This is a genomic window from uncultured Tessaracoccus sp. (assembly GCF_947286155.1).
Taxonomy (GTDB): Bacteria; Actinomycetota; Actinomycetes; order Propionibacteriales; family Propionibacteriaceae; genus Arachnia.
In genome coordinates, this window is sequence record NZ_CAMYPD010000015.1 from 21989 (window position 1) to 43332 (window position 21344).

A 21344-nucleotide genomic window follows, 5' to 3' on the forward strand; every position below is an offset into this window, starting at 1 on the left:
AACGGCGCCGAAGCCAACTATGCTGCGTAGTAAGCGAAGTGGCAGGAGGAGAGTGGCGTGACTCGAAGCAACACGCCGGAGAACCGCGAGGGCGGAGATTCGACGAGGCTTGGTTCGCTCGAGCTGCAGGTCATGGAGCTGCTCTGGGCCCGGGGTGAAGCGACGGTGGAGCAACTGCGCGCTTCCCTGCCCGGCGCCCCTGCCTACACCACGGTCGCCACGGTGCTTACTAACCTGCGCCGCAAGCGGCTCGTCACGCGCCGCAAGGACGGCCACGCCAGCCTCCACTCGGCCACGATGTCGCACGAGGAATACACCGCTCACGTGGTGGACCGTGCGCTGGACGCCAGCGGCAACCGGGAAGCCGTCATGCTGCACTTCGTCAACCGGATGGGCGACGAGGACGTCGCCCTCCTGCAGGAGTTCCTCCGCGCCAGGGGGACGGGATCGGAGGCGCCATGACCCCGCTGCTGTGGTTGGTGATGCTCTCGAGTGTGCTGCTCGTCGCCGCACTGGTCGGGCCGCGGCTCATCGAGCGTTCCGCACCCGTGCTGGCCAGTGTGCCGAGGCTCGCCGCCGCAGCGCTCACCGTCGGGGCGTTGGTGTGGATCACGGGCCTCGTGTTCCTGGGGCCACTCGTGGCCTGGATCGGGGTGGGGCCCGAATGGCTGCCCGCCAAGGCCACAGAACTGTGTCAGCGCTGCCTGGCCGCGTCCTCGCCCTTCGGTAAGAGCAGCATCACCTACGCCATCCCGGCGTTCATCCCGCTGTCCGTTCCCTTCCTGGGCGCGGTGCTGATCGTTGCCGGCGCGGTGCGAGAGGTGCGGCGTACCCTGGCTGCTAGCAGGGAGGTGCGTGAGGCCGTCGCTGCTAGTGGTCGCCCGGAGCGAATCTACGGTCATCGGGTTTGGGTCTCCGACGCTCCCCAGCCCGAGGCCTTCGCGTTGCCGGCCAAGCGGGGTGGCATCGTCGTCTCCCGCGGTACGCTCGGCCTCCTCACCGACGAGGAGCTGGCTAGTGTGCTGGCCCACGAGCAGGCGCATTTGGACCAGCGTCACCACGCGTGGCTTGCCGCACTCCTCGGCGCCACTCACTATTTCCGCTGGATCCCCTGCATCGCCTCCATCCGCAGCAGCGTCGCCTCCCTGCTTGAAATCGCCGCGGACCAGGCGGCCGGGCGGGCCACCGCGCCCACCGGAGTCGCCGCCGCGCTGCTCAAGCTCGGCCAGCTCGAAGCGAACCTCACCCACGCCAGGCTCCTGCCTGCACCCCCGGCTGTCATGAATGCCGTGGGGTCGGAGCGCGTCCGCTCGCTCGTCGGCGTCGCGCACCCGAAGGGCAGCCGTGCCCTGCTCGCCACACTGCTTGCCTGCGGCTGCATGCTCGCCCTCGCCGTCGGCGTGGTGCACTGGCCGTACGTACTGGCCCTGCTCACCGGATGCTGAGGAGCCCCATGCAACCGACCGATGATGTCCTGCGCTCCATGGCTGCCGCCGCGACGGGTCGGGCCACGATGTGGCACCTCTGCGGAGAAGTTGCGAGCCGCCCGACTGAGGACTTCGTGCGTCGGCTGCGCGACGGTGATGTGGCCACGACGATCCAGCAGTCCACCGCGTGGCTGGGGGAGTCGTCGCCGTTCGACGAGCTGGTGGCCGCGCTCGGCGCCTACCGCGCCCGTTCGGCCCGCTTCACTCTCGAGCAAGATCTGGGGGAGCTCGAGGAGGAATGGGGCAGGCTAGTGCTTGGCCGCGACGTCGCCCGCGTCTGTGCGCAGTGCGAGGCGAGGGCCACCGCGGAGTCCGAGGCCTGGGCGACGGGTGACCATGAGGCCGCCAAAGCACAGCGCAAGGAGCAGTTCGAGTCTGCCTCGGGGTGGCTGGAGGCCCTGTCGCGCTGGTGCGCTCGTGCCGACGCTGAAACCCAGGTGCTCGTGATGCGCGTCCTCATCCGGGTGGTGGCCGCCCACGTCTCCACCGAGAGCGGGCGTGACCTTCTCGGCACACTGGAACACACGGGACGCACCGCGTTCTTCCGCTTCTGAGCGATTGGTGCTGAGGCTCCCCGAATCAATCGACTATGCAGGGTAGTAATTGCCGTAGATGCTTGGTAAGCTCGACTTACTACATCGGATAGTAATGTCGCCCCCGCGCCGTCGAGGGGGTCGGACCCCTGAGGAGAAGCCTGTGACAACCTCCGAGAACGAAGCACAGCCCCGGTGGGGCATGGTGATCGACCTCCAGAAGTGCGTGGGATGTGATTCGTGCACGATCGCCTGCAAAGTGGAGAACCGAACGCCACCCGGCGTGAGCTACAACGTCGTTGTCGAGCAGGAGGTCGGCTCGTTTCCCAACGTGCGTCGGGTGAACATCCCGCGGCCCTGCATGCAGTGTGACACCCCACCGTGCGTTACGGTCTGCCCCGTGAACGCCACCTACAAGGGTGACGACGGTGTCGTCGTCATCGACGCGGACCGCTGCATTGGCTGCCGCTACTGCATCACGGCCTGCCCTTATGGCGCGCGGTCGTTCGACTTCGGCGAGTCCTACCGCGACGAGATGCAGGGCGCCGATGAGGTGCAGGCGCCCGAGTGGGGCATCGACCGAGGCAAGCGTGGCGGCATCTGGACAGCCCCCGTGGGCACGGTCCGCAAATGCACGTTCTGCTCGCACCGCACCCCGCGCGGCGAGGAGCCAGCCTGCGTTGAGACGTGCATCGGCGACGCCCGCTACTTCGGCGACCTCAACGACCCAACGTCGGTCGTCTCGAAGCTGGCCCACGACCCGCGTGCCTTCCGTCTCAAAGAAGAGGTCGGCACTGAACCCAACGTCTACTACCTGAAGTGAGTGCCATGACGTCGATCACCATGGATTCGGCCCCGAAGGCCGAGCGCGGCGGGTTGATCCGTCGCTTCACGAATGAGGGCAAGGGGCGCGAGGGCTTCCTGACACCACGTAACCGGGTGCTCTGGTACGGCCTGCTGGCTGTGTCACTCGTCGCTGGTGCCTACGGCATGTGGGAACGCCTCACCAAGGGGCTCGCCATGACCGACCTCACGTCGCAGATGCCCTGGGGCGCGTGGGTTGCGTTCTACATCTTCTTCGTCGGTCTCTCCGCGGGCGCATTCCTGCTGTCGAGCCTCGTGTACGTGTTCGGCATGTACCAGTTCGAGCGCATCGGCCGCTCGGCGCTGCTGTCAGCGATCGTGTCGATGTTCGTCGCTCTCGCCTTCATCGGCATGGACCTCGGGCGCTTCGACCGCGCGTTGCTCGTCTTCCCGCACTTCCATTTCACGTCGCCACTGTCGTGGGAGGTGCGGTTCTACGTCATCTACATCACACTGCTCATCGCGGAGCTCGTGCTGGCGCTTCGGCTCCACCACGGCATCGCGAAGAGCGTGGAACGCACGAAACTGTGGCTCAGAATCCTTGGCACCATCGGCGTGCCGCTGGCCATCATCGGCGTGCATGGCGGCACTGGCACGATCTTCGCAGTCGTGAAGGCACGCGCGATGTGGTTCGGTGGTCTGTTCCCGATTATCTTCGTCGTCTCCGCCATGGTCTCGGGCACCGCGTTACTCCTGGCTGTCAACTACTGGCAGTCGCGTGGCATCGGGCGCAAACCCGACGAGAAACTCCTGAAAGGCCTCGGTAACGTCCTGCTCGCTGCGGTGATCTTCGACCTGTTGCTGACGTTCTACGAGTTCATCGTTCCGTTGCTGGCCTATGAGCGTCACGACACGGACATCGTCGGCATCCAGGCCACCGGTCCCTACGCGTGGACCTTCTGGGGCTTGCAACTGGGGCTTGGCATGGTGATCCCGTCGATCATCCTGCTCAGCCCACTGAAGAAGAAGCTCGGTTGGGTTGTCGCCGCGGCGATGATGGTCGTTGTCGGTATCGTCGGCGTGCGTTTCAACATTGTTGTGCCTCCGCTGATCCCGCCCGTCATCGATGGCTACCCCGAGAACTACTACTTCCCGACGCTCGCCGAGTGGCTGGTGTGTGTCTTCTTTATCGCCGGCGGGGCGCTGCTGTACAGCCTCGTCTCCGAATGGCAGCCCATTCACGAGCCCGAGCACGACCATGAGGAGCACGTCGCATGAGTCAGACCGAACACAAGCCCTCGCGCCGTAACGTCGTCATCGGCACGACGGCAGGCGTCGCCGGGGCGGCCGCCATCGGGTGGACGTTCAAGGACGGATTCGAGGACCCAATCAGAGAACCCACGCAGCACGGGCGGGGCGATGTCGTCGACACCTACGACGAGACCGACGTCATCCACTCCATGTGCATGCAGTGCAACACCTTCTGCACCATCAAGGTCCGCCTCGTCGACGCCGCAGACACTGGCGCGACGGCGCTCGTCGGGAAGATCGCGGGCAACCCCTACTCGCCGCTGACGACACAGCCCGTTGGGCCGATCCCGTACGACACGACACTGGCGGATGCGGTGAAGGGGATCGGGGTGATGCGCAAGGATTCGCGTTCGCGTTCCGGCGGCATCGCGTGCCTTAAGGGGCAGGCTGGCCCGCAGATCGTGCACGACCTGAAGCGCATCAAGCAGCCCATGCGTCGCGTAGGTGCGCGCGGCGAGGGCAAATGGGAGACCATCACGTGGGAGGAAGCGCTGCAGGGCATCCTCGAAGGTGACGACAAGCTCGGCACCCCGGGGCTCAAATCCTGGTACAAGTTCGCGCCGAAGAAGAAGGTCATGGCGGACTGGGACAAGGTGCAGGCGGGCACCATGAGCGCCGAGGCCTTCGAGCAGCAGTGGGGCGATGCACTCATCGACGCGAAACGCCCCGAGCTCGGCCCGAAGGCCAACCTGTTGGCGATGATGGGCGGCGACCGCATGGCGCTGCTCGGCGAGCGCTGGATGCTGCAGTCGTTCGGCTCGATCAACCAGTTCAACCACGGCGGCACATGCGGCGTCACGGGCGTCGTCGCCAACGCACACATGCACCCCAAGACCAACTTCAAGCGCATGTACGCCGACATCGACTACTGCCGCTACCTGATCGTCTGGGGCTCCGAGCCGCTCACCGCACAGAAGGGTCCGACGTGGCTCGCCCCCCGCATCGGGCGCGCCCGTGAGCTGGGCATGAAGATGGTCGTCGTCGATCCCCGCATGTCCAAGACAGGCGAGAAAGCTGATCGATGGCTGCCGGTCAAGCCGGGCCACGACGCCGAGCTCGCCTGGGCGATGGTTCGGTGGATCATCGAGCAGGGCCGCTACGACGAGCAGCACCTGCGGGCGCCGAACGAGCAGGTGGCCAAATCCGTCGGCGAGCCATGCTGGACGGATGCGACCACGCTCGTGAATCTCGACGACAAGCGTCGCCAAAAGCTGGACGTTGTGATGATGGGCCTTGGTGAGGCGCCGGAAGCCGAGGAGGGCGCGCCACCGCCGGAGGCCGAGTCGTGCTGCATGGTCGATGGCAAGGTGACGCCCGTCACGCAGGCCACCGGCCCCGCCGATCTCGAGGTAGACCAGATGGTCACGTTGGCCGACGGGACGCAGGCGCGGGTGAAGTCGGTGTTCACGCTCCTGAAGGAGCGGGCGCTCGAGAAATCGATGGAGGAATACGCCGAGGCCTGCGGTATCGACGTCGACACCATCGTCCAAGTGGCGCGCGAGTTCACGTCGCACGGCAAGCAAGCTGCGGTGATGAGCTACCGGGGTGCAGCCATGCACACCAACGGCTTCGACGCCATCCGCGCCATCGGCTACCTCAACCTCCTCATCGGCAACCACGACTGGAAGGGCGGCCACATCGGTGCCCAGAAGGGTTTCAGCCCTCGCGCCGGGCGCTACGACCTTGAGACCGTCGAGGAGCCACGCAAGGCATGGGGCATCCCGGTCACCCGTGAAAAGACGAACTACTTCAAGACGTCGTTCGCTAAGGAGGAAGGTGGCAAGCCGAAGCGGCGCTGGTATCAGTTCCCCGGCAACCTGTGTCACGAGGTCATCCCGTCGGCCGTCGCCGAGTACCCGTACGGCCTCAATGCGCTGTTCATCCATCGGCACTCGCCGATCAACAGCTCGCCTGACGGGTTGCAGATCGCTGAACAGCTGAAGCAGACAGACAAGATCAAACTGCTGGTGTGCTTCGACACGCAGATGGGCGATACCTCGCGCTACGCCGACTACCTGCTGCCCGACACGACCTACCTCGAGCGGTTCACGCAGGAATCGATCTACCCGTCGCAGCAGTATGCGGTGACGCAGCTCGGCCAGCCGACGACGCGGGCCTTCGATGGTCCGCGCCCGGTGGAGGCCACGTATCTCGAAATCGGCAAGGCTCTCGGGCTGCCGGGCGTTGGGGACAATGCCTTCGGCCCCGGCGCGCACTGGAACTCCGTCGAGGACTACTACCTCAAGATGGCGGCCAACGTCGCCTTCGCTGGCAAGAAGCCCGTCGCCGATGCTGACGCGCATGAGCTCGAGGTGTTCACCAAGACACGCGAGAAGCACCTCAAGGATGCGTTCGACGAGGCGGCCTGGAAAGCGTGCGTCACCGCGGAGGAGTGGCCCAAGGTGGTCACGGTGCTCAACCGCGGCGGCCGCTTCGAGGACCACGGCGACGAGCACGCCAACGGCTACGAGGGCGACTGGCTGAAGTACCGCTACGAGGGCCTCCTCACGTTCTACTCGCAGAAGGTGGCAGGGGCGAAGGATCCGGTGACGGGCGAGTTCTTCGACGGGATCGCCGCCATCCGCGAGGTGACGATGGCCGACGGCACCCCCGTGCCGAAAGACCAGTACCCGCTGCACTTCATCAACTGGAAGGCGCGCCAGCAAGGCACGCACCGCACCGCCAACTCCGCGTGGCTGCGTGAGATCCGGCCGGCCAACTACCTGACGATGAACCCCGTCGACGCGCGCTCACGAGGGATCAACAACGGCGACGAGCTGCTCCTGACGAGCCCCAACGGCGCCGAGGCCCGTGCCGTCGCATGGTTGACCGAGGCGATCCGCCCGGGAGTCGTCGGCGCAGACGCCACGTTTGGGCACACGGACTACGGTGGCCGCTCCTACGTACTCGACGGCAAGACCGTGGAGCCACCGAAGCCGTACGGGCACGAGGAATCAGCACGGAAGATCACGCCGATGAACGAGGAGACTGGCTACGCCGGCCCCCGCACGGCGGGCTTTGGCGTCAACCACCTCCTCGTGCGGGAATCGTTCGAGGGCGGTGGCGGCATGACCGACCCAATCGGCGGCGGCGCATCCCAGCTCGACACCTGGATCGAGGTGAGGAAGGCCTGAAAGATCTGCTGGGGGCGCTGAGCGCGTTCGAGCGACTGCGCCCCACCCCGACGATCCAGGACGCGGCGTGCACCCGTCGGCATGACTCCGGGTGCACACGGTGCGTCGATGCATGCCCGAATGCCGCGCTCACGGCAGGCGACCATGACGTGTCGCTGGACGCCGCGGCCTGCGTCGGCTGCGGGCTGTGTGTGCCTGCGTGCCCTGTGGGTGCCATTGACGGCGTGGGCCAGGTGCCGCAAGCCGTCGCGTCGCGGGTGGCAGGCGGGGCCGAGCTGCGCTGTGATGTGGCCCGGATCGTCGCTCCAGAAGAGGGCGAGTTCGCCGACGTGCCATGCATCGCTGCGGTCGATCCGGAGGCGCTCGCGGCGGGGGCGATCGTCGCGGGTAATGCTTCGGCAGTCGTCCGTGCGGACTGCGAAGTGTGCCCCGTCGGTGCGGCCTCCCGCGTGCGCGAAACCCTAGCCCGCGCCTCCGAGGCGCTGACCGCCAGTGGATCCCCGGCCTTGACCGAGCGGGTTGTGGCACCGGACTTGGCCGGGGCACCTGCTCGTGCGGCCCGGCCGACGCGCCCGGCGCCCGCGGTCAGCAGGCGGTCGTTGTTCGACCTACGAGCAGCCTCAACACCCGCGCCTGCACCGTCGGCCAACCCCCTGGACGCCCTGCCCGCGAAGGCGTCCGCCCGCGAGGTGTGGCTGGCAGTCGGCGAGAATGCAGCGCTGCCGGGGGTCGTCGTCGAGGACGGCTGCACCTCCTGCGGCGGATGTGCACGGGTCTGCCCGACGCAAGCCCTCACCCTGAGCGGTGGTCAGCTCACGTTGGCGCCCGACCGCTGCGTCGACTGCGGTGAGTGCGTGCGCGTGTGCCCGGAGAGCGTGGTCCGGCGGGTGCCGAGGCAACCGGGCTATCAGGCGCGAGTACTCGTCCGGGCCGAGACCACCCATTGCGACCGCTGCGCCCGACCGCTTGGCCCAGGCGAGCACGGCACGTGCCACGGCTGCGCTACCAAGGCATCGTTCGCCGACGGCATCTGGGGCCTGCTGGGGGACAGCCGCTGAGACGCTCTCGTTGTAACATCGACACATGCAGGACCCTCAGTTGCCCCAGGACCCGATCCAAGCCCCTGGCTACGTCTTCCCCACGTACACGCGGGAAACGAGCCAGCCCATGGGGCTCCTGCCGCTGTCGTTGATCGCCGGGGGTTGCATCCTGCTCGGGCTGGCGCTGGGGCTGCTGGTCGCCCTCCTCCCGCCGAGCCTCGGCGTGATTGGCGCCGTTTCCTCAGTGAGCTCGCTGTTCACGTTGATCGGCGAGATCGCCGCAGGCATGGCTATCTACGAATCGTTTCGCCGCTCGCCTGGCAGCCTAGTCATCTTCGGCGGGGTTGCCGCGCTCGTCGGAGTCGTGATCCGGTCGTTCGCGTTCTCGGTGCTCGACATTGAATCCCTCACGCTCCTGGGCGTGAGCAACTTCGTCAGCGGCCTGCTGACGACGGCCGGCGTCACGACAGCGCTGCTGGGCCTCTGGCGCCCGCGCGGCTGACGAGCCCCGCGGAGTCAGCCCCGACGGCCGCACTCAGGCCGGCGTGATCGCCCCGGAGCGCAGGCGTACGCGCACCTGCTCGTCAGTGATGCGCTGGGGAGCCTCGACGGTGGCGCGTTGCCCGTCGGGAAGCTGCACGGTGACGACGAAGTGGTCGATGGTCATGGATTGATCGACGACGGGCAGCGTGACGCCGTGGTCGTCGAGGCCGAGACTGCGGGGGCCGATGCCTAGCACGTAGCCGTCGTCGAGGGTGCCGCTCCAGCCGAGGGCCTGCGCCGTCGGAGCATCCACGAACGTGTGGAACCCGAGGAAGCCCGCAACTTGCTTGCTGGCCGGTCTGGACCACAGGACTTCGGGCTCGGCGCGCTGGAGCACCTCGCCCTCGTCCATCACTGCCACAGTGTCCGCGACGGTGAATGCCTCCTCTTGGTCGTGGGTGACGTAGATGGCGGTGGTGTGGGTTTGCGTGAAGATGCGCCGCAGTTCGTCGGCGAGGCGGCGTCGCAGGCCGGTATCCAGGGCGGAGAGGGGCTCGTCGAGGAGCAGCATGCGCGGGCTTGGCGCGAGGGAGCGGGCCAGTGCCACGCGCTGTGCCTGTCCGCCAGACAGCTCGTTGGGTTTGCGGTCGCCGTAGCCGGGGAGCCCGACGAGGTCGAGCAGCTCCTCGACTCGTCGGCGTTTCGCCAGCTTGTCGAAGGCGCTCAGGCCGTAGGCGACGTTCTTGGCGATGGTCATCGTCGGAAACAGCTGACCGTCTTGAAACACCAGGCCGAACTTGCGCTTATGCACCTTCACATTGGCGAGATCTTCGTCATCCCACATGATGCGCCCGGCAGATAACGGCTCGAGCCCGATCACCGCCCGCAGCAGCGACGACTTCCCGCACCCCGACGGACCCAGCAGCGCTAGCACATGGCCGGGCCCAACCTCGAACGAGGCGTCGTCGACGGCGAGCGTGTCGCCGTATCGCACGGACACGTTCTCGACGCGTAGACCGTTGCTCACCAGGAATCGACCTCCTTCGGCCGTGCGCGCTCTGCGACGACCATCACCGTTGCCGTCAATACTGCCAGCACCACCGACGCCGCCATTGCCATGACGTAGTTGCCGCCGGTCGGCCGGCTGAACAGCCGGAAAATCAGCACGGGCAGGGTGGGTTCGGTGGGGCGGACGAGGAAGCTCGTCGCACCGAACTCTCCCAGGCTGGTGGCGAGCGCGAACCCGACGGCGAGACCGAGCCCTCGCCCAAGCGCCGGCAGCTCGATCGTCGTCAGCACCCTGAGCGGCGACGCGCCGAGTACCTGCGCTGCATGCAGCTGGCGCGGGTCGATGGCCCGCAGCGTGGGTAGGAGGGTGCGCACCACCATCGGCAGCGCGACGACGGCCTGCGCGATGGGTATGAGCACAAGCGACGAGCGCAGATCGAGCGGGGGGCGGTTGAGCGTAATCAGATAACCGAACCCGACGGTGACCGCCGATACCCCGAGCGGGAGCATGAAGACATTCTCGGTGGCGCCGAGCCACCAACGCCCGGACACAGACCGCGGGCGACGGGAGACCACCAGCGCGACGAGCACACCCAGCACCAGCGCGATGGTGGCTGCCGCGACGGCGGTCATCAGGGTCGCGCGAATCGCCGACCCGAGCTGCCCGTCGAACAAGCCCCGATACCCGGCGAGGCTCCACGCGCCATCTACCCGCAGCGAGCGCACCACGAGCCCCGCGAGCGGCACCACCAGCAGCAACAGGCACACCCCGCCCGTGAACAGGAGCGCGGGCCAGTCGCGGCGCCAGGTGAGCGCGTCGCTGCTCGTGCTCTCCGGCAGGAGGCGCAGGGCAGCTTGGGCTCGTCGCTGCCAGGCGCTCGTGATCCACAAGCAGATCGTCACGACGACCACCTGCGCGATAGAGAGCGCGGCGGCAGCGGAGAGGTTGAACACCTGGGTGGTTTGGAACCAGATCTCCGTCTCGATGGTCTGGTACTTGCCGCGCCCGAGGGTCATGACGATGCCGAACCCGGACGCGCAAAACAGGAACACCAACGACGCTGCAGAGACGATGGCGGGCACGAGCGCGGGGAGCGTCACGGTGAGGCTCGCGTGCAGCGGCGACGCGCCGAGCGCCTGCGCGGCTTGCGCCTGGCGTGGGTCAATGCGAGCCCACAGCGCCCCGACGGTGCGCACCACCACCGAGTAGTTGAAGAACACCATCGCGAGCACAATCCCCACCACCGGCGGCGGGCCACTGAACGCAATGCCCACCACCACCGTCGGGAGTACGAACGGGACGGTCACGAGCCCGCGCAGCAACTGCTGGCCGGGGAAACGCAACCGATACAGCACATACGCACCGACGATGCCTGCCCCGACGCACAGCAACGTCGCGAGTGACGCCGTGCCGAGGGTGAACCACAAGGCTCGCCAGGTGCGCTGCGACGTCGCCACCTTGACGAATCCGTCGAGCGTCCAGCCCGTCTCGTCGTGGAAACCTCGCGCTACCAGCGTCGCCGCTGGCCAGGCGAAGAAGAGGGTCAGGAATACAGCTGGCACCGCCGCGACGATGATCCACGCGACGGTGCCAGCTCGAGGAAGGTGCCTCGTCACTGACCGATGGCCTCGGTCCACTCGTTCAGCCAATCTTCGCGGCCTTCATTGATCTTCTCCGGCGACAGCTCGATGGGTTTCACAGCCAGCGGCGCGAACTTCGCCCAATTCTCAGGCAGCTTCGTGTCGCCCAGCGCCGGGTACATGTACATGTTGTCCGGGATGGAGGCCTGCACCTCGGGGGAGAGCAGGAAGTCGACGAACTGCTTGGCGCCCTCCGGGTTGGCTGCGCCCTTCAGCACGGCCGCGTATTCCACCTGGCGGAAGCAGGTGTCGGGGAGGTTCACCGTCGTGGATTCGCCGTCGTCGCCAATCGTCCACGCAGGGGAGGAGGCGTAGCTGAGCACGAGCGGGCGATCACCCTTGCCTTCGCCCTGCGAGAACTCGACGTTGTAGGCCTCGGTCCAGCCGGCAACCACGCTCATGCCGTTGGCGTCGAGCTGCTTCCAGTAGTCGAGCCAGCCTTCGCCCTTGGCGCCGATGGTGGCGAACATGAACGCCAGGCCAGGCGACGATGACGCCGGGCTGGAGACGACGAGGAGGTCCTTGTACTCGGGCTTGGTGAGGTCGTCGAGTGTCCCCGGGATCTCGAGCTTCTTCTCCTCGAACCACTGGCGGTCAGCGTTGATGCACACATCGCCGAAGTCGATGGAGGACATCTGCTCGGTGGCCATGGCCTTGGCCTGCTCGTCGAGTTTGTCGGAGAGGTACGGGTCGATGACGCCCTCGGATTCCGCGCGGGAAGCGAAGGTGTTGTCGATGCCGAAGACGACGTCGCCGAGCGGGGAATCCTTGGTGAGCAGCAGCTGGTTCACCATCGCGCCCGCATCATCCATGGGGGAGTAGGTAACTTCGAGGCCTGATTCCTTCTCGAACTTCGCCTTCAGCTCGTCGGGAAGATTGAACGACGCGTGGGAGACGACCGTCAGCTTCTTCGTTTCTGTGGCGGGCGCTGATTCGTTCGTCGATTCGGTACCCGATCCGCATGCGGCGACGGCAAGGGCAGCGAGCCCGACGGCGAGAACACGGAATTTCATTATTCCTCCTGGTCTGTTGGGCTTGGCCAAAGCCAAGGAGAATTACTCACTCCCTACGCCGGTACGAACCGGATCAGGTTGAGGGTCTGCAGCTCCTGCACTCTCAGCGCCCTTGTGGCGCTCCCCTGTGGTGTTCAGAACCTTATCAGGACGGATCAGAGCGGGCGAATGCGGATTCGCCGATGCGCAAGAGCGCGTCGCGGATGAGTCGGGCACGCTGCTCGCCAACGCCGTCGATCTCCATGAGCTGGGCCCTGCTGGCGGTGAGGAGCTCCTGCAGCGAGTGTTGCGGTAGCAGAAGGTCGACGATGCCCGCGGGCAGACGGCCGATCGTCGTCAATGCGCGGTAGCCGTATGTGGTGAGGTGCTGCTCCAAGTGGACGGCGTGGCCGAAGCCCATGCGTTCCGCGATGAGGTGGTGCCCGAGGAGCTCTTCGGGGGTGAAGTTTTGCAGACTGTCGAGTTGGAACTCAGACGGGGTCTCGAGGTTGTGGGCGTAGTCCTTCGTGAGCAGCTCGGCGAGATCGTTGAGCGGGGCGGCGAGCTCCGCGTGCTGCATGGCGAGCAGGCGTCCTTCGGCGCCCAGGATGGTGATGTTGAAGTCCATCTCGGCTGAGAGGCGTCGGGCCAGCTCGTAACGGTGCGCGACGGCGGTGAGGTCGCGGACGGTCACCTGGTTCGCCACTTCGAGGGCGGTGAGCTGGTCGACGGTTTCCCCCAGCCGCTGCACGACGCTGTTCAGGGCGCCGAGGGTCTGCGTGCCTCGGCTGATGACGTCGCCGGCCTTTTCGACGACGTGTCGGCGCCCGTTGATGAACAGCGAGACGGTGCCCATCGACGCGGAGACGCTGATCACGGGAACGCCGGCGGCCTGCGCTGTGCGGTCGGCGGAGCGGTGGCGGGTGCCGGTTTCGGCGGTGGGGAGATCGCCAGGCGGCACCATGTGTACGCCTGCTGCGACGATGCGGGTGAGGTCGTTGCTGAGGATGATGGCGCCGTCGAGCTTGGCGAGCTCGCGCAGCGCCTGGGCGGAGAAGTCGACGTCGATTGTGAAGCCGCCCGACGACACCTTCTGCACCTGCCGGTTGTTGCCCATCACGATGAGCGCGCCGGTGCGGCCATGGAGAATACGGTCAATACCTTCGCGCAGCGGTGTGCCCGGAGCGAGTTGCTTCAGGTAGCGCTGCAACATGGATCGAGACACGGGCCCCTCCTCGTGGGATACACACCAGGATACTGAACGCTCCTCATGTGCCTGCAGCGAACGCACCGGGATTTCGCAGTGGTGGCCCATACGATGGCATTAGGTACGTGTGAAAGGACAGCCATGACAGACCCCATCACCGCCCTGCGGGAAGGTGAGACGGTGACCGCGCGTCGGCACGCCGCGCTCGAGCTCGGAACCATCCACACCGATGGGGTGGTGGACGTGTTGATCGAGCGGCTGCGTGTGGAGCCCGACGGACACGTGCGCGAAGACATCACCTGGGCGCTCGTGCAGCATGCCGACGAGGCCGAGGCGCAGCTGCTGGAACTGCTCGTCAGCGACGCCCCGCACGACCGCTTCTCCGGAGCGCACGTGCTCAGCAAAATTGGTAACCCGGCGCACTTCGAGAAGGTAGCCCCGCTGGTGCTCGACGAGCATGCCGACGTGGCGATCAAGGCCTACCGGGCTGCGGCGAACACCGGCGGCGCTAGGGCCGCGTCGGTGCTGGCTGAACGGCTGGGCGATGGCGACGGGTGGCAGCGCGACGCCTTGTCGGACGCGTTCCGGAAGCTCGGTGAGGCTGGTGTTCCGGTGCTTGTTCAGGCGCTCGGCAGTGACGATGCCGACGTGCGCGACCACGCCGTCGAGGCGCTCGGATACCTCGGTGAGCGCGCTGCCGGGGCGACGGATGCCGTCGAGGAACGCGTGGCCGATGAGCACGAGCCCGTGCGGTTGACGGCCGTGTCGACATTGGGGCAGCTGGGCGAGGCGGCCGTGCCGGCGCTGGAACGCGTCGCGGCCGGTGGCGATGCCGTGTTGGCGGCGTTGGCGAAGCGGTTCCTCGCGGCGCTGCAGGGGTGAGCTGAGGCGCGCCGCGCGCGGGGACTACTCGCGCGTGGCACGGCGCAGGTCGAGCACGCCGCATGAGGCGAGTATCATCGACCCGTGCATCAGAGATACCGGATCGTCGGTGGCTGACCACCAGATCCAGCGTTGGGCGTCGTCAAAAGCCGAGGAGCTTCCGGCGACGACGCTCACTCATCCCTTCGGCCCGTCCTGGGACGTCTGGAAGGTGCGCGGCAAGGTGTTCGTGCTGCTCAGTGAGCACGACGGCGAACCCATCGTGAACCTCAAAGCGAGCCCCGACGACGTCCTCGCGCTCGTCGCAGAGTACGAGCAGATCACGGTGGGCTACCACATGAACAAGCGCCACTGGATCAGCCTGCGCCCGGACGACCAGCTCGACGAGCGACACGTGCACGAACTCGTCGTCGAGTCCTACCTGCTCGTCGTCGAAGGCCTACCGCGTAAGGATCGCCCGGTGGACATCGAACGATTTGCGCCGTTCAAGCGCACCTGAGTGCTCAACAGTGGGTGCTCGCGCATGGTCAACGTGAAGAGTGGAGCCATCTCGTCGTCACCCAGTGGAAGGCGAGCAGACATCCGAAGCCTGGTGCGACAGCAGCCTTCATGCCGCTCGGTCGATACCTAGCGGATTCTCCTGAGCAGTGGGAACAGCAAGTCCTGGAGACGCTTGAAGGCCGAGCGTCCGCGCGGAAGCCGCCCTCTGCGAAGGCAGGGGCTTTGCCGTATCATTTTTTCCTACGTCGACTTTGGGAGGCACGCATGAAGAACTGGGCTATCGGCTTCCTCGCCACGTTGCACATCGATAGCAACCGCAGTCTTCGGTGTGAGCCGAAGGTGACGTTGTTCACCGGCATTACCTCGGGCGCGGGCCTAGAGGCGAAGCTCGATATCGAGTTCCGCCGCAGCCAGGGGTGACGGGGGTTGTTGTCGTTCTCGATGCGTTTGTGCGCTGTGTCGTTCGTCTTTCTCGCCGTGCTCCAGTTCGCGACGGCGGTCGATGATGGGCTGTGGCAGTACTGGATCAGCGGCGCAGGGTGTCTGCTCACTGTTTGGGGATGTTGGCGTTTGGGCGGAGCTTTGCGGCACGTGAAGATCACCGAGCCCCCTCCCACGCGAGCCGCGTTGCGCACCCCGGAAGCAGTGAGGTGGGCCCTTGTCGCGTTGGCGGGTATCGCCGCTGTCACGATCGCGATGTGGGCGGTGGGCTGAGCGCGTCCGCGCCGCCACGAGGATCGACGCACGGCCAGCCGACCGGCCCGGCGAGCGACCGCTTCAGCGCTCGAAGGCCTGCAAGGCTTGGCGGACGGCTTCGCCCGTCGCGCCCGAGGAGGTCAGTCGCTCGTGCATCTGGCGTGCTCGAGTATTGAGCTCCTCCCGCTCCTCCTCGCTCATCGCCCCCCGCGCCGACGCTACGCGATCTTCAGTGCGTTCTGCCCCGGTGTTGAACTCCTCGCGAAAGGCACGGTGCTCCAGGAGTTCTGCGAACCCCAGCCGTCCTTCGCGCGCCAGTTCGATGCGTTCGGCAAGCTGGGGGTCCTTCGCCTGTCCCGCCAGGGTACTCAGCGCCAGGTCCATCGCTGCCATCAGGCTCCGGTCGTGCCCGACGAACTGGGCGAAGGAATGATCGTCACCCAGCCCGGGGCGGCTGCCTTCGCTCGGCGTGTGCTGTGGTTCATTCGCCATTGGGCATCTCCAACTGTTCGATCGAGCCGATGCGTGAGCATGCACCGGCGATGACGCCCGCGAAGAGCAGTGCCGCGCCCACGGTTGCTCCTTGGACAGTGAGCACGGTTTGCCACACCCCTAGCACGGCATCGAGCATTATCATCAGGGACGAGGTCATCGCAGCCGCTGCAGGCGCACCGACTCCGCTGGCGGTTGCCACGGCAATAGCCGCGGCAAGGATCGCGGCACCGGCGACGAGGTCTCCAATGACGACGAGCAGACTGCCGATGCCCTTGGCGCTCAGATGCATGCCCTGGGCCAAGGTGCTGTATTGTCTGCCGATCTCCGTTAGGCCCGGCTCCTGTTCGGTGTGCGCCTCGGCCAGCCTGCGGAACCAGGACTCGGCGGAGCGGGCCGCGTCGCCCTCCCAACCGCGCATCAGCACCGCGCAATCATCGGTGGTTACGGTGCCCATCTGGGCCCAGTAGGCGCCCGTGTGCGTGAAGGCGTTTCCTGCCTTCGCAACCTCGTCCCAATCACCCATGAATTGGGCAATTGCCCAGTCCAGGGGGTTCGTCCCGATGGTCCACTCGAGGATCTTCATCGCCCAATACGTGGGGGAGACGAAGGAACCGCCGAATTCCATCACCATGATCGCCCAGTCGGGAATGCCGTCGAAGTTTTCGGCCGGCGGGATCTCGTGCGCGGGGAGAGAAGTGCCATAGTCGGCGGCGCTGCCGTGGTCAGCCAACGGCTCGCTGCTGGATGCGCCGCCGATGTTGGCGAAGAGGTCTGCCACACCGACGAGGTGGTCCTCCTCAGTCGAGTCATATCGGTCCTGCACAGCGTCCAAGGCGTCACGGGCTGCCTCGAGGAGCTGTTTGCCGCGCTGGATGTTGCGTTCCGTGTGTTCCACGAAGTCCTGATGGCCGCCCAAAGCTAGCATCCAGATTCGCCCGTCGGCTTGCTTTAGCGTTCCTGGACCTGATTCTACGTATCCGAGTGCGTGGTTCGTCGATGTCGCAAGATCCTCAAACCGGCGTGCTGCAGCGCCGACATGGGTTGTTGGCTCGAGGCGGAAGTCCGTCATCGTTGCACCCTTTCGTGTGAGTGCACAGGACTGTAGTGCAGCGTAGGGTCACCGACTCCTGTCGAGCACAGCACCATTGCCCCGGGTAGGGCTACTCGCGCGCAGCACGGCGCAGGTCGAGCACGCTGAGCGCGTCGTGAAGAGTGGGTACTTCCACGACCTTGAGGTTGCCGAGCTTGGGCACGCGGGCGGTGACATCGCGGGAGCCTTTCGGGACGAGCGCGAGTTCGAAACCCAGCCGGGCTGCTTCGGCGAGCCGCCGCTCGGTGCCAGGAACTCGTCGGAGATCTCCTGCCAGGCCCACCTCGCCGAGCGCAATAACGCGTCGCGGGTGCTGGCGGTCGAGTGCTGCGGAGGCGACGGCGATGGCGACGGCGAGGTCGACGGATGGGTCGGTGACGCGGGCGCCGCCCACCGTCGAGACGTACACGTCGTTGCCGAACAGCGGCAATCGGGCCTTGCGTTCGAGTACGGCGAGCACCATCGCCATGCGGGAGCCGTCGAGCCCGTGCGTGGTGCGGCGCGGATTCTTCTCGTTGGTGGATTGCGCGACGAGGGCCTGTACCTCTGCGAGCAGCGGGCGGCGGCCCTCCATCGTGACCGTCACGCACGTGCCGGGCGTGGGTTCCTCGTGGCGGGTGGTGAACAAGCCTGACGGGTCTGGCACCTCGACGATGCCTGACTCATCCATTTCGAAGCAGCCGACCTCGTCGGCGGGCCCAAACCGGTTCTTCGTGGCCCGAACCATGCGGAACCCGGAGTGGCGGTCGCCTTCGAACGACAACACCACGTCGACGAGGTGCTCCATGGTGCGCGGGCCGGCGATGGACCCGTCTTTGGTGACGTGCCCGACGATGATGACTGCGATGTTCTCACGTTTGGCGACGCGCGCGAGGGCGCCGGTAACCTCGCGAACCTGCGACGGGCCGCCGGGCACGCCGTCGGCTTCGGCGGTGGTGATGGTTTGCACCGAGTCGACGACGACGAGGCTGGGGGAGACCTCTTCAATGTGGCCGAGCACGGTGCCGAGGTCGGATTCGGAGGCGAGGTACAGATCGTCGACGACGGTTCCCGTGCGCTCGGCGCGCAGCTTCACCTGCGAGGCCGACTCTTCACCGGAGATATACAACGTGGTGCGCTGAGCCGACGCCCACTTGGCCGCGACATCGAGCAGTAGCGTCGATTTTCCGACGCCTGGCTCGCCGGCGAGCAAGATGACAGCGCCTGGGACGAGCCCGTCGCCCAGCACGCGGTCGAGCTCGCCGATCATCGTCGGGTAGCGCTTGGCCGACTCCATAGGCACCTGCGAGATGGGCAGCGCCTTCGCCGCGGGAGTGTGCGCGGCCACCTCGCGCAGCTTCGGCGCACCCCGTTCCACGACGGACCCCCAGGCTTGGCATTCGCCGCACCGGCCGACCCATCGCGTCGACGTCCAACCGCACTCTGTGCACTGGTAGCTGTCTTGCTTCTTCGCCATGCCAGCAACCTACCCGCAACCTCTGACACAACCCGCCGACGCCGTCGTCGCCCCGGTGTCCTCCCCGCCCCGGTGTCCCCCCGCAGGGCAGGGGTAACCTGTGCGGCTTAGTTCCGGAACATGTGTCACTTGCTTCGGTGGGGCGCGTCGTCGTCGGGAGGCAGGTGACACATGATCCGCTCTGTTGCCGCACAGGTTGCACCTGCCTGGGCGGGGGAGCCGACGACCGGGCGGGGAGCCGACGTCGACGCAACCCGGCCGAGCGGGCCCACGCCAGGCCGCGGCGGTGGGCTAGCCGTGGTAACATTGAGCACGCAGACCCCCTCCGCACCTGCGGTGTTCGGGGGTCTTGCTGTTTCTAGAGCGCGACGATCCGTGGCCGGCGTGCGGGATCCCGGACCTCGAGGTACTGGGCCCACCACTCCTGGGCTTCGAGGAGCTTCGGCGGAGGGTCTGCATGGGCATTGGCTGTCCATGCAACCAAGTCAGCCATTTGCATCAGTTGCGAGGTTTTCGAGTCCTGATGGATGGGGTCTTCGACGATTCGACGCGTCCGTCGCGGGAGCGAGCGGTGGACGTCGCGATATAAGGTGTCTCGCCCATCGCCGTCGACGAAGACAAGGCCGAGCGCATCCCGTTCGGCTAACGCTTCCTCAAACGATGTCAATAGCGCCGCATAGAGGTCGCGCTTCGTGTGAGCGAGGTTCCCTGGTCCCTGCGTCGCGATGATCGCGCCAATGCGCAGCCCTTGAACAGAAGACAGCGTCTGCAAACATGCAATGGCTACCTGTTTGCCCAAGTCGCGCCAGAGTGTCTGCCCGTTTCGTTGGAATGCTTCTGGCGGGTTCGTCGAGATTCGGCCGCGCCCATTCACATATTCGGTGGTGTGGAGCTCCTGCGTGACTGGAACACGGAACTGACGCCATAAGGACGCTCGCAGATCGAGCCACGCGCCCAGGACGTCGCGCCACTGCCACGGCTCGAAACTGATCCATCCGTACACCACACGTCCGGCACTTGGGCGCCCTGAATCGTCGATGTAGAACAGGCGGTCGAGCTGGCTGGGCATGGCCTCATCCTATGGCCGACCCAGCGCGATGAGTGAGGTCTTCGTCGCCCCGGTGTCCCCCCGCAGGGCAGGGGTAACCTGTGCGGCTTAGTTCCGGAACAGGTGTCACTTGCTTCGGTGGGGCGCGTCGTCGTCGGGAGGCAGGTGACACTTGATCCGCTCTGTTGCCGCACAGGTTGCACCTGCCTGGGCGGGGGCGGGGGAGCCGACGACCGGGCGAGGGAGCCGACGTCGACGCAACCCGGCGGGCCCGCGCAGGGCAGTGGCGGTGGGTCAGCCGCGGATGATGAAGTCGGCGCGGTCGAGGGGGCGCTCGTCGCGGAAGTACCTCTGCTCCGACGGCCACCACGCATCTACCCACCGCTCCGCGAGGCCGTCGCCGTCGCGGGCCGAGATGCGGCGTCGGCGCTCCTCCTCGGTGACATCAAGCCACAGCGACAGATCCCACCAACGCCCGACGCGCTCCACTACCGCGAGCGCCAACGCCGACACGCCTTCGACGATCACCAGACCCTCAGGCGCGACGACGCCAGAGCCCACAGGCATTGCCGCATCGTGGGGCCACCGTTGATACGAGGCTTCGCGCCCCTCGCGCAGCGGGCGGAGCACCTCATCGATGAAACGCTCATGTTCCCAAGTAGGGGTGCCGGGGCGCGCGAAATCGTCGAGAGTCACCACCTGGCCCGCGCACTGCCGCGCCAACTGCCTAGCCAGCGACGACTTCCCGCTCGCCCCGAAGCCGTCGACCGCGACGATGAAGGTCAGAGAATGACCTCGCCCTTGGCGCCCGATTCGAACCGCACGCGGCTGATGCCGGGCATCGCATTCGGCGCAACGAGATGGAACTCGACGCCGTCGAGGTTGTCCGAAATCTCGTGCTGCAGCCACTCGCTCAAGCGCTCGGCCGAACCGGAGACCTCGAAGCCTTTGAGCTTCACCTCGCCGTGCAGGGCGCTGGGGCGCACGTCGGCGTCGGACTTCCACTGGATGAAAAAGGGCAGCTGTGGGTCGGCGATCAGCCCGCGCACACCGATCTGCAGCCACTCGAGGCGACGACCGTCGGGGAACACGCGCGAACCCTCGACGGCCTTGCGGCCCAAGTGCTCCTCAATGGGGGCGATGTCGTCGACGCTCACCACCCAAGCCATCCAGCCGCCGCCCATGTTGGAACGCGACCGCACGGCCTGCCCAAACGGTGCCTTTTCAGCTGCAGGGTGGTCGAGTACCTCCACTACTTCGATGTAGCGAGCCTCAGCGAGGGGAATGATGTGGTTGCGGGTGCCGAACCGGGGATGAACCCCGCCGTCCTTGTACTCCGCGCCCAGTTGCTCAGCAAGACGAGCGGCATCGGCCTCGAGACCATCGGGTCCTGCCGCGAAGATCAAGTGGTCCACGTGCATCATGCCCCCATTCAACACGACGGGGCACCGTTCCTCCGAATCGGGGTGCCGCAGTGCCCCTCCGCTTGGGCCCTCGCGGTCGCCGCCAGCACGGCGACCCTTGTAATGTGGGAGC

Annotated in this window: 22 protein-coding genes and 1 riboswitch; of the genes, 12 read left to right on the forward strand and 10 right to left on the reverse strand. The window is 66.5% G+C overall.

The genetic code is table 11. The features are described 5' to 3' along the window. Positions 1–57 precede the first annotated feature (57 nt). The 8 genes from Q0X68_RS05460 to Q0X68_RS05495 all read left to right on the forward strand — a co-directional run bounded on the left by Q0X68_RS05460 (position 58) and on the right by Q0X68_RS05495 (position 8811). Positions 58–462, forward strand: a complete 405-nt coding sequence (locus tag Q0X68_RS05460) for a BlaI/MecI/CopY family transcriptional regulator (RefSeq protein ID WP_297748678.1) — start codon at positions 58–60, stop codon at positions 460–462. Further along, on the forward strand, positions 459–1445 hold the full coding sequence (locus tag Q0X68_RS05465; protein ID WP_297748681.1) for a M56 family metallopeptidase: 987 nt from the start codon (positions 459–461) through the stop codon (positions 1443–1445). The genes Q0X68_RS05460 and Q0X68_RS05465 overlap by 4 nt, the downstream gene beginning before the upstream one ends. An 8-nt stretch (positions 1446–1453) precedes the next feature. Next, positions 1454–2041, forward strand: a complete 588-nt coding sequence (locus Q0X68_RS05470) for a hypothetical protein (RefSeq protein ID WP_297748684.1) — start codon at positions 1454–1456, stop codon at positions 2039–2041. 142 nt (positions 2042–2183) lie between these two features. Beyond that, entirely contained in the window at positions 2184–2843 is a 660-nt protein-coding gene (locus tag Q0X68_RS05475) for a 4Fe-4S dicluster domain-containing protein (RefSeq protein WP_297748687.1), read from the forward strand. 5 nt (positions 2844–2848) lie between these two features. After that, positions 2849–4102: an NrfD/PsrC family molybdoenzyme membrane anchor subunit gene (gene nrfD, locus Q0X68_RS05480; RefSeq protein WP_297748690.1), complete on the forward strand. Its 1254-nt coding sequence runs from the start codon at positions 2849–2851 to the stop codon at positions 4100–4102. After that, positions 4099–7269 (forward strand): molybdopterin-dependent oxidoreductase, encoded by a 3171-nt coding sequence (locus Q0X68_RS05485; protein ID WP_297748693.1) that lies wholly within the window; start codon positions 4099–4101, stop codon positions 7267–7269. The genes nrfD and Q0X68_RS05485 overlap by 4 nt, the downstream gene beginning before the upstream one ends. Before the next feature lie 53 nt (positions 7270–7322). Continuing rightward, positions 7323–8327, forward strand: coding sequence for a 4Fe-4S binding protein (locus Q0X68_RS05490; RefSeq protein ID WP_297748774.1), 1005 nt, complete (start codon positions 7323–7325; stop codon positions 8325–8327). Between the two features lie 25 nt (positions 8328–8352). Next, complete coding sequence (locus Q0X68_RS05495; RefSeq protein ID WP_297748696.1) at positions 8353–8811, forward strand: hypothetical protein; 459 nt, start codon at positions 8353–8355, stop codon at positions 8809–8811. Positions 8812–8844: 33 nt separating this feature from the next. Here Q0X68_RS05495 and Q0X68_RS05500 read toward each other — a convergent pair whose 3' ends face one another. The 4 genes from Q0X68_RS05500 to disA form a co-directional block, all read right to left on the reverse strand. Beyond that, complete coding sequence (locus tag Q0X68_RS05500) at positions 8845–9819, reverse strand: ABC transporter ATP-binding protein (RefSeq protein ID WP_297748699.1); 975 nt, start codon at positions 9817–9819, stop codon at positions 8845–8847. Further along, positions 9816–11417 carry an iron ABC transporter permease gene (locus Q0X68_RS05505; RefSeq protein WP_297748703.1) on the reverse strand — a complete coding sequence of 534 codons (1602 nt, stop codon included), beginning with the start codon at positions 11415–11417 and terminating at the stop codon, positions 9816–9818. Before Q0X68_RS05505 ends, Q0X68_RS05500 begins: the two co-directional genes overlap by 4 nt. Continuing rightward, positions 11414–12454: a thiamine ABC transporter substrate binding subunit gene (locus Q0X68_RS05510; protein WP_297748706.1), complete on the reverse strand. Its 1041-nt coding sequence runs from the start codon at positions 12452–12454 to the stop codon at positions 11414–11416. Before Q0X68_RS05510 ends, Q0X68_RS05505 begins: the two co-directional genes overlap by 4 nt. 33 nt (positions 12455–12487) lie before the next feature. After that, positions 12488–12591, reverse strand: a riboswitch (TPP riboswitch). Positions 12592–12599: 8 nt separating this feature from the next. Next, a complete protein-coding gene (gene disA / locus Q0X68_RS05515) occupies positions 12600–13658 on the reverse strand; it encodes a DNA integrity scanning diadenylate cyclase DisA (protein WP_297748709.1) in 1059 nt (352 codons plus the stop codon). A 123-nt stretch (positions 13659–13781) separates the two neighbouring features. On the opposite strand from disA, the gene Q0X68_RS05520 reads away from it, so the two are divergent. From Q0X68_RS05520 to Q0X68_RS05535, 4 genes are all read left to right on the forward strand, one after another. Further along, positions 13782–14522, forward strand: a complete 741-nt coding sequence (locus Q0X68_RS05520) for a HEAT repeat domain-containing protein (RefSeq protein WP_297748712.1) — start codon at positions 13782–13784, stop codon at positions 14520–14522. Between the two features lie 109 nt (positions 14523–14631). Then, complete coding sequence (locus tag Q0X68_RS05525) at positions 14632–15021, forward strand: MmcQ/YjbR family DNA-binding protein (protein ID WP_297748715.1); 390 nt, start codon at positions 14632–14634, stop codon at positions 15019–15021. Positions 15022–15287: 266 nt separating this feature from the next. Further along, positions 15288–15443 (forward strand): hypothetical protein, encoded by a 156-nt coding sequence (locus Q0X68_RS05530; protein WP_297748718.1) that lies wholly within the window; start codon positions 15288–15290, stop codon positions 15441–15443. Positions 15444–15479: 36 nt separating this feature from the next. Then, positions 15480–15737, forward strand: coding sequence for a hypothetical protein (locus tag Q0X68_RS05535; protein ID WP_297748721.1), 258 nt, complete (start codon positions 15480–15482; stop codon positions 15735–15737). A gap of 63 nt (positions 15738–15800) precedes the next feature. Here the strand turns inward: Q0X68_RS05535 and Q0X68_RS05540 are convergent, their stop codons facing one another. The 6 genes from Q0X68_RS05540 to Q0X68_RS05565 form a co-directional block, all read right to left on the reverse strand. After that, a complete protein-coding gene (locus Q0X68_RS05540; protein ID WP_297748724.1) occupies positions 15801–16211 on the reverse strand; it encodes a hypothetical protein in 411 nt (136 codons plus the stop codon). Then, the gene (locus tag Q0X68_RS05545) at positions 16201–17283 is read right to left on the reverse strand and encodes a hypothetical protein (RefSeq protein WP_297748727.1); all 1083 of its coding nucleotides are present in this window, start codon (positions 17281–17283) and stop codon (positions 16201–16203) included. Before Q0X68_RS05545 ends, Q0X68_RS05540 begins: the two co-directional genes overlap by 11 nt. 91 nt (positions 17284–17374) lie before the next feature. Continuing rightward, entirely contained in the window at positions 17375–18760 is a 1386-nt protein-coding gene (gene radA, locus Q0X68_RS05550) for a DNA repair protein RadA (RefSeq protein WP_297748729.1), read from the reverse strand. A 358-nt stretch (positions 18761–19118) separates the two neighbouring features. Then, entirely contained in the window at positions 19119–19829 is a 711-nt protein-coding gene (locus tag Q0X68_RS05555; protein WP_297748732.1) for a DUF3800 domain-containing protein, read from the reverse strand. A gap of 273 nt (positions 19830–20102) precedes the next feature. After that, complete coding sequence (locus tag Q0X68_RS05560) at positions 20103–20504, reverse strand: hypothetical protein (RefSeq protein WP_297748735.1); 402 nt, start codon at positions 20502–20504, stop codon at positions 20103–20105. A gap of 86 nt (positions 20505–20590) precedes the next feature. Further along, complete coding sequence (locus tag Q0X68_RS05565; RefSeq protein ID WP_297748777.1) at positions 20591–21229, reverse strand: VOC family protein; 639 nt, start codon at positions 21227–21229, stop codon at positions 20591–20593. Between the last annotated feature and the right edge of the window lie 115 nt (positions 21230–21344).

Excerpts from the sequence above, each read along its gene's own strand:
- Q0X68_RS05555 (WP_297748732.1), bottom strand. The coding sequence starts at position 19,829 with ATGCCCAGCCAGCTCGACCGCCTGTTCTACATCGACGATTCAGGGCGC.
- Q0X68_RS05510 (WP_297748706.1), bottom strand. The coding sequence starts at position 12,454 with ATGAAATTCCGTGTTCTCGCCGTCGGGCTCGCTGCCCTTGCCGTCGCC.
- radA (WP_297748729.1), bottom strand. The coding sequence starts at position 18,760 with ATGGCGAAGAAGCAAGACAGCTACCAGTGCACAGAGTGCGGTTGGACG.
- Q0X68_RS05485 (WP_297748693.1), top strand. The coding sequence starts at position 4,099 with ATGAGTCAGACCGAACACAAGCCCTCGCGCCGTAACGTCGTCATCGGC.
- nrfD (WP_297748690.1), top strand. The coding sequence starts at position 2,849 with ATGACGTCGATCACCATGGATTCGGCCCCGAAGGCCGAGCGCGGCGGG.
- Q0X68_RS05530 (WP_297748718.1), top strand. The coding sequence starts at position 15,288 with ATGAAGAACTGGGCTATCGGCTTCCTCGCCACGTTGCACATCGATAGC.
- Q0X68_RS05545 (WP_297748727.1), bottom strand. The coding sequence starts at position 17,283 with ATGACGGACTTCCGCCTCGAGCCAACAACCCATGTCGGCGCTGCAGCA.
- Q0X68_RS05520 (WP_297748712.1), top strand. The coding sequence starts at position 13,782 with ATGACAGACCCCATCACCGCCCTGCGGGAAGGTGAGACGGTGACCGCG.
- Q0X68_RS05470 (WP_297748684.1), top strand. The coding sequence starts at position 1,454 with ATGCAACCGACCGATGATGTCCTGCGCTCCATGGCTGCCGCCGCGACG.
- Q0X68_RS05465 (WP_297748681.1), top strand. The coding sequence starts at position 459 with ATGACCCCGCTGCTGTGGTTGGTGATGCTCTCGAGTGTGCTGCTCGTC.
- Q0X68_RS05540 (WP_297748724.1), bottom strand. The coding sequence starts at position 16,211 with ATGGCGAATGAACCACAGCACACGCCGAGCGAAGGCAGCCGCCCCGGG.
- Q0X68_RS05565 (WP_297748777.1), bottom strand. The coding sequence starts at position 21,229 with ATGCACGTGGACCACTTGATCTTCGCGGCAGGACCCGATGGTCTCGAG.
- Q0X68_RS05495 (WP_297748696.1), top strand. The coding sequence starts at position 8,353 with ATGCAGGACCCTCAGTTGCCCCAGGACCCGATCCAAGCCCCTGGCTAC.